The 6575-nt window shown below is 75.5% G+C and carries 6 protein-coding genes; 4 read left to right on the top strand and 2 right to left on the bottom strand.

From position 1 onward, the window contains the following. Positions 1-159: 159 nt before the first annotated feature. Positions 160-684, bottom strand: coding sequence for a hypothetical protein (locus ACFVXK_RS12515; protein WP_389611482.1), 525 nt, complete (start codon positions 682-684; stop codon positions 160-162). 248 nt (positions 685-932) lie between these two features. On the opposite strand from ACFVXK_RS12515, the gene fmt reads away from it, so the two are divergent. After that, positions 933-1877 carry a methionyl-tRNA formyltransferase gene (fmt, locus tag ACFVXK_RS12510; protein ID WP_389611481.1) on the top strand — a complete coding sequence of 315 codons (945 nt, stop codon included), beginning with the start codon at positions 933-935 and terminating at the stop codon, positions 1875-1877. Positions 1878-1971: 94 nt separating this feature from the next. Beyond that, the gene (locus tag ACFVXK_RS12505) at positions 1972-3438 is read left to right on the top strand and encodes an RsmB/NOP family class I SAM-dependent RNA methyltransferase (RefSeq protein WP_389611480.1); all 1467 of its coding nucleotides are present in this window, start codon (positions 1972-1974) and stop codon (positions 3436-3438) included. Positions 3439-3444: 6 nt separating this feature from the next. Here ACFVXK_RS12505 and ACFVXK_RS12500 read toward each other — a convergent pair whose 3' ends face one another. Continuing rightward, complete coding sequence (locus ACFVXK_RS12500) at positions 3445-4542, bottom strand: amidohydrolase family protein (RefSeq protein ID WP_389611479.1); 1098 nt, start codon at positions 4540-4542, stop codon at positions 3445-3447. Between the two features lie 182 nt (positions 4543-4724). On the opposite strand from ACFVXK_RS12500, the gene rpe reads away from it, so the two are divergent. Continuing rightward, positions 4725-5411: a ribulose-phosphate 3-epimerase gene (rpe, locus tag ACFVXK_RS12495; protein WP_389611478.1), complete on the top strand. Its 687-nt coding sequence runs from the start codon at positions 4725-4727 to the stop codon at positions 5409-5411. Between the two features lie 138 nt (positions 5412-5549). Further along, positions 5550-6563 carry a sugar-binding domain-containing protein gene (locus ACFVXK_RS12490; protein ID WP_344159804.1) on the top strand — a complete coding sequence of 338 codons (1014 nt, stop codon included), beginning with the start codon at positions 5550-5552 and terminating at the stop codon, positions 6561-6563. The last annotated feature ends 12 nt before the right edge of the window (positions 6564-6575 follow it).

Below are 6575 nucleotides of genomic sequence, written 5' to 3'. Positions count from 1 at the left end.
ATGGATAGCCCCGCCGGCGTTTGAGGCGCGGGGGTCTGGGGCGGGGCCCCAGGGAACGGGCGAAGGGCGGGTGGGGGACAGCCCCGCAGGGCCCCGCCACCCGGAGGGGGCGGCGGGGCCGGTGCCGTCGGGGGTCGGCGTCCCGGCGGCGGGGGCCGGTCAGCCGTTGCGGGGCCCCGGGAAGGCCGACTGGCGGGGCCCCTGAGCGGCCGCGGCCTGGGCGTCCTCGCGGACCGGCTGCGGCGGCACCGAGCGGGCCGCCGGGATGGTGGGCAGGGGCCCCAGCGTCCGGGTCGCGCCGGCCTCGGCCACCGGCTCCGCCGCCTCCGCGGCCTGCGCCCGCCGCGCCCCGTACCGACGGTGCACGGCCTGCTTGGTGACGCCGAGCGCCGACCCGACCGCGTCCCAGGAGAAGCCCAGGGAACGGTCGAAGTCCACCGCCGCGGTGACGAGCGTCTCGACGCTGTCCCGCAGCTCCTGCGCGAGGCGGACGGTGGGCGCGGGGGCCCTGCCGTAGACGACGAAGCCCGTGGAGGGCCCGGAGCGGCGCGGGCGGTACACGTTGCCGAGCTGGGCGGTGAGCGTACGCAGTGCGTCCACCTGCCGGCGAACCCGCTCGATGTCCCGCACCAGGAGGTGCAGGCTGGCCCGTGCTTGGGCGTCGTGGGTGGCGTGGTCGGCCATGGAGAAGCCTCTCGAACCGGTGCTAAGAGCGGATCGGGCCGCAGACACCGTTCAGAATCGCGGCCCGTTTCGGTCAATCTCTCTTGACCAACGCGCCAACGTGCGCCCAGGTCACGCCCTGGGGGCGTGTCGGCATATGCGAGAGGCGCGCGTGTGTGCGTACGCCCCCGATCCCGCAGGTGGGCCCGGGGGACCACGCCCCCTAGACTGGACCGCTGCTGACGCCGAGATAGCGAGGTAGGACCCCAGTGAAGCTCGTCTTCGCAGGCACCCCCGAGGTCGCCGTGCCCGCCCTGGACGCCCTGATCGCCTCCGGGCGGCACGAGGTCGCGGCCGTCGTCACCCGGCCCGACGCACCGGCCGGCCGCGGCCGGCGGCTGGTCGCCAGCCCCGTGGCCGAGCGCGCCGAGGAAGCGGGCATCGAGGTCCTCAAGCCGGTCCGCCCGCGCGACCCGGAGTTCCAGGAGCGGCTGCGCGAGATCGCCCCGGACTGCTGCCCCGTCGTCGCCTACGGCGCCCTGATCCCCAAGAGCGCCCTCGACATCCCCGTCCACGGCTGGGTCAACCTGCACTTCTCACTGCTGCCCGCCTGGCGCGGCGCCGCCCCCGTCCAGCAGTCGATCATGGCCGGTGACCAGGTCACCGGGGCCTCCACCTTCCGCATCGAGGAAGGGCTCGACACCGGCCCGGTCTTCGGGGTGCTCACCGAGGACGTCCGCCCCACCGACACCAGCGGCGACCTGCTGACCCGGCTCGCCTTCGCCGGCGCCGGGCTGCTGACCGCGACCATGGACGGCATCGAGGACGGCACCCTGCGCGCCGTCGAGCAGCCCGCCGACGGGGTCTCCCTCGCGCCGAAGATCACCGTCGAGGACGCCCGCGTCGACTGGAACGCCCCCGCGCTGCGCGCCGACCGCGTCGTGCGCGGCTGCACCCCGGCGCCGGGCGCCTGGACCGTCTTCCGCGGCGAGCGCCTCAAGTTGATCTCCGTCGGGCTGGTCCCCGACCGCACCGACCTCGCCCCGGGCGTCCTCGCCCCGGCCAAGAACAACGTGTACGTCGGCACCGGCTCGCACGCCGTCGAGCTGCTCTGGGTGCAGCCGCAGGGCAAGAAGCCGATGAAGGGCGCCGACTGGGCCCGCGGGGTGCGCATCGCTCCCGGCGAGCGCCTGGGCGGGACCGACGTAGGCTGATTCCATCCGCGCCCCCGCCAGGCCGGGGGCGTCCGCAGTACCCGTGAACACCGCGGAACCCCGAAGCACCTCGTACCTCCGGAGCACCTTCCACGTGAGCGAAAAGTCCCCCCAGCCCCGCCGCAGCCCCGCCTCCGGCGGCCGGCCGGCCAAGCCCTACCGCCGGCCCCAGAAGGACCCCGTCCGGATGCTGGCCTTCGAGGCGCTGCGGGCGGTGGACGAGCGCGACGCGTACGCCAACCTCGTCCTGCCCCCGCTGCTCAAGAAGGCCCGCCAGAACGAGTCCTTCCAGGCCCGCGACGCGGCCCTGGCCACCGAGCTGGTCTACGGGACCCTGCGCCGCCAGGGCACGTACGACGCGATCATCTCCGCCTGCGTCGACCGGCCGCTGCGCGAGGTGGACCCGCCGGTCCTGGACGTCCTGTCGCTCGGCGCGCACCAGCTGCTGGGCACCCGCATCCCCACGCACGCCGCCGTCTCGGCGAGCGTGGAGCTGGCCCGGGTGGTGCTCGGCGACGGGCGGGCGAAGTTCGTGAACGCCGTCCTGCGCAAGATCGCCGCGCACGACCTGGACGGCTGGCTGGAGCGGGTCGCGCCGCCGTACGACGAGGACGCCGAGGAGCACCTCGCGGTCTACCACTCCCACCCCCGCTGGGTGGTCAGCGCCCTGTGGGACGCCCTGGGCGGCGGGCGGGCCGGGATCGAGGACCTGCTGGAGGCCGACAACGAGCGGCCCGAGGTCACCCTCGTGGCCCGGCCGGGCCGGTCCACGACCGAGGAACTGGTGGAGGCGCTCGGCGAGGAGTCGGCGCTGCCGGGCCGCTGGTCCCCGTACGCGGTGCGGATGGCCGAGGGCGGCGAGCCGGGCGCGCTGGAGGCGGTCCGCGAGGGCCGCGCCGGCGTGCAGGACGAGGGCAGCCAGCTGGTGGCCATGGCCCTGGCGGCGGCTCCGGTCGAGGGCGCCGACGCGCGCTGGCTGGACGGCTGCGCGGGCCCGGGCGGCAAGGCGTCGCTGCTGGGCGCGCTGGCCGCGCAGCGGGGCGCGTTCCTGCTGGCCTCCGAGAAGCAGCCGCACCGGGCGCGCCTGGTGGAGCGGGCGCTGGCCGGCAACCCGGGCCCGTACCAGGTCATCGCCGCCGACGGCACCCGCCCGCCGTGGCGCCCGGGCTCCTTCGACCGGGTCCTGATGGACGTGCCCTGCTCCGGTCTGGGCGCGCTCCGGCGCCGCCCCGAGGCCCGCTGGCGGCGCCGCCCGCAGGACCTGGAGGGCTTCGCGCCGCTCCAGCGCGCCCTGCTGCGCGAGGCCCTGTCCGCGGTGCGGGTCGGGGGCGTCGTGGGCTACGCCACCTGCTCCCCGCACCTGGCGGAGACCCGGGTCGTGGTGGAGGACGTCCTCAAGGGCCGCGGCGCCGGCAACCTCCCGGTGGCGGCCGAACTGATCGACGCCCGCCCGTACATGGAGGGCGTACCGGCCCTCGGCGACGGCCCGGACGTCCAACTGTGGCCGCACCTGCACGGCACGGACGCGATGTACCTGGCCCTCCTGCGCCGCACCGCGTAGCGGGGCTCAGCCGGCGGCGACGTGCTCCACGCCCGCGCACCAGACGCGTAGGACGCGGCGGGTGGCGCGGATGTCGGTGAGGGGGTCGCCGTCGATCAGGACGAGGTCGGCGCGGCGGCCGGGGCGGATCGCGCCGCGGTCGGTGAGGCCGAAGTGGCGGGCGGGCAGGACCGTGGCGGCGCGCACGGCGTCCAGGGGCGTCAGCCCGGCGTCCACGAGCAGTTCCAGCTCGTGGTGGAGGCTGCTGCCGTGGGGCGGGGTGAAGGGCACCCCCGGGGTGGCGTTGGCGTCCGTACCGGCGAGGACCGGTACCCCGGCCCGATGCAGGGCGGCGACGCTCGCCCGGGCCGGCGCGTACTCCACGCCCGGCAGCCCGGCCGCCGCGAGGCCCTCCATCATCGTCAGGGTCGGTACGGCGGCCCGCCCGGCGGCGCGCATCCGGGCCGCCGAGGCCGCGTCGAGGGGGCGGTCGCCGGGGACGTGGGTGAGCACGTCGGCGCCGGCCTCCTGGGCCATGGCGCAGGCCTCGAAGGCGGCGGCGTGCGCGACGACGAGCCGGCCGTGCGCGTGCGCGGCGGCGACCAGGGCGTCGAGCGTGGGCTGGTCCAGGGCGCCGGGGCCGGGCCGCTCGGCGACGACCTTGACGTAGTCCGCGCCCTCGGCCACCCGGGCCGCCACGAAGCGCTCCGCGTCCTCGGGGCCGGTGACGAAGCTGTCCGCCGGCATCCCGGGCATCCGGGAGTGCAGGCCGCCCGCCGCGATGGCGAGGGCGCCGGGGCTGCGGATGTCCGTGAGCCCGGGGACGGCGCGCAGGGAGTCGACCAGGGCCGGGGGCCAGGTGGCCATGTCGAGGGCGGTGGTGACGCCGTGGTCGCGCAGCTGCCGCAGGTTCTCGGGGCCGTGCAGGTGGACGTGGGAGTCGATCAGCCCGGGGAGGAGCACGGCGCCCCCGGCGTCGACCACCCGGGCCCCGCCGGGGTCGGTGGCGATCAGCCCGCCGTCGACGACGACGGTGGCGGGTTCGAGGAGCCGCCGGCCGTCGAAGACCCGGGCGTTGGTCAGGGCCGTCTTCACACAGTCCTCCAGGGGCGGTGGGGCGGTCATTGTCCCGCGGACCGCCCGCCGCGCACGGGGGACACCGGCGCGGGGCGGGCACGTGTCCCCGGTCCCGCCCGACCGCGAAGGACGGGCACGCGCCGACGCGGTGGTCACTTAAGCAGCGCTACGGAAACCGCGAGTTCCGGGGCCGTGGCCGGAAGTGCCCGAGGGCATGGCAGGCTTGGGGCATGGCCGTTCAGATCAATCCCAGCATCCTGTCCGCCGACTTCGCCCGTCTCGCCGAGGAGGCCAGGGCCGTCGAGGGGGCCGACTGGCTGCACGTCGACGTCATGGACAACCACTTCGTCCCGAACCTCACCCTCGGCGTGCCGGTCGTGGAGTCCCTGAGCCGTGCCACGGAGACCCCGCTCGACCTGCACCTGATGATCGAGGACCCCGACCGCTGGGCGCCGCAGTACGTGGAGGCGGGCGCCGGCTCGGTGACCTTCCACGCCGAGGCCGCGGCGGCCCCGGTGCGCCTGGCGCGCGAGATCCGCGCCCTGGGCGCCCGGGCGGCGATGGCGCTCAAGCCCGGCACCCCGATCGAGCAGTACGAGGACATCCTCCCCGAGCTCGACATGGTGCTGATCATGACCGTCGAGCCCGGCTTCGGCGGCCAGTCCTTCCTCGACATCATGCTGCCCAAGGTCCGCCGGACCCGTGAGCTGATCGCCAAGCACGGACTGGACCTGTGGCTCCAGGTCGACGGCGGGGTGTCCGCCACCACCATCGAGCGGGTCGCGGAGGCCGGCGCCGACGTGTTCGTGGCCGGAAGCGCGGTCTACGGGGCGGTGGATCCGGCCGCCGCGGTGCGGACTCTGCGTGACCAGGCGGGTGCGGCGATCGCCGCGGCGCCCTGGGCTTGTGACCACTGAGCGGATCGTTGGTGAACGGCTCGGTGAACGGATGTCGTCCAGGCTGATCAATGGCCGCTGGATCTGACAGGATGAACGGCGAGTCGAGAGTGTGAACACGACAGTGTGAACAGCAGTGAGGAGAGCGCGGTGTCTGCAATGTCGGCGGGACGGTCAGCCCTGCGGATGGGACCCGCGGAGCTGGTGCAGGCGGCGGCCATGGCGCGCCGCTTCTACCTGGAGGGCAAGTCCAAGATCCAGATCGCCGAGGAATTCGGCGTGAGCCGCTTCAAGGTGGCCCGGGTCCTGGAGACCGCCCTCGAACGCGACCTCGTCCGCATCGAGATCCGGGTACCGGCGGAACTGGACGCGGAGCGCTCCGACGCGCTCCGCGCCCGGTACGGGCTGCGGCACGCCGTCGTGGTCGAGTCCCCGGCTGACGCGAGCGAGGACGCGCCCGATCCGGAGAACCTCGGGGCGGTCGCGGCCGACCTGCTGGGCGAACTGGTCAACGAGGGCGACGTCCTCGGTCTGGCCTGGGGGCGGTCCACGATCCACATGGCCGCCTCGCTGCACCGGCTGCCTCCGTGCACGGTCGTCCAGCTGACCGGCGTGTACGACGCGGGGACGGCCGAGCGCGGCTCCGTGGAGGCCGTGCGGCGCGCCGCCCAGGTCTCCGGCGGGGACGCGCACCCCATCTACGCCCCGATGCTGCTGCCCGACCCGGCGACGGCGGCGGCGCTGCGCAACCAGACGGGCATCGCGCGGGCCTTCGAGTACTTCGACAAGGTCACCGTGGCGGCCGTGTCCATCGGCTCCTGGGAGCCGGGGATCTCGACCGTGCACGACATGCTCACGGACGAGGAGCGGGCGCACTACGCCTCCCTGGGCGTGGCGGCCGAGATGTCGGCCCACCTGTTCGACGCGGAGGGCCGCCGGGTCGGCCGCGACCTCGGCGAGCGGTGCATCACGGTCGAGGCCGACCGGCTGCGCCGGATCCCGGAGGTCGTGGCGATCGCGGGCGGTCTGCGCAAGGCCGCCGCGATCGGCGCGGTGCTCCGCTCCGGGCTCGTGACCAGCCTGGTGACGGACACGGCGGTGGCGGACTACCTGCTGACCGAGTCCGCCCCGGGGCTGCGGCCGGCGCTGGAGCGGGCGGACCCGGACGACTGACCGTCCCGGCCC

This window comes from Streptomyces sp. NPDC058157 (assembly GCF_042884105.1).
Lineage (GTDB): Bacteria > Actinomycetota > Actinomycetes > Streptomycetales > Streptomycetaceae > Streptomyces.
The sequence above is the reverse complement of the archived record's forward strand: the minus strand, read 5'-3'. Positions and strand labels throughout refer to the sequence as shown.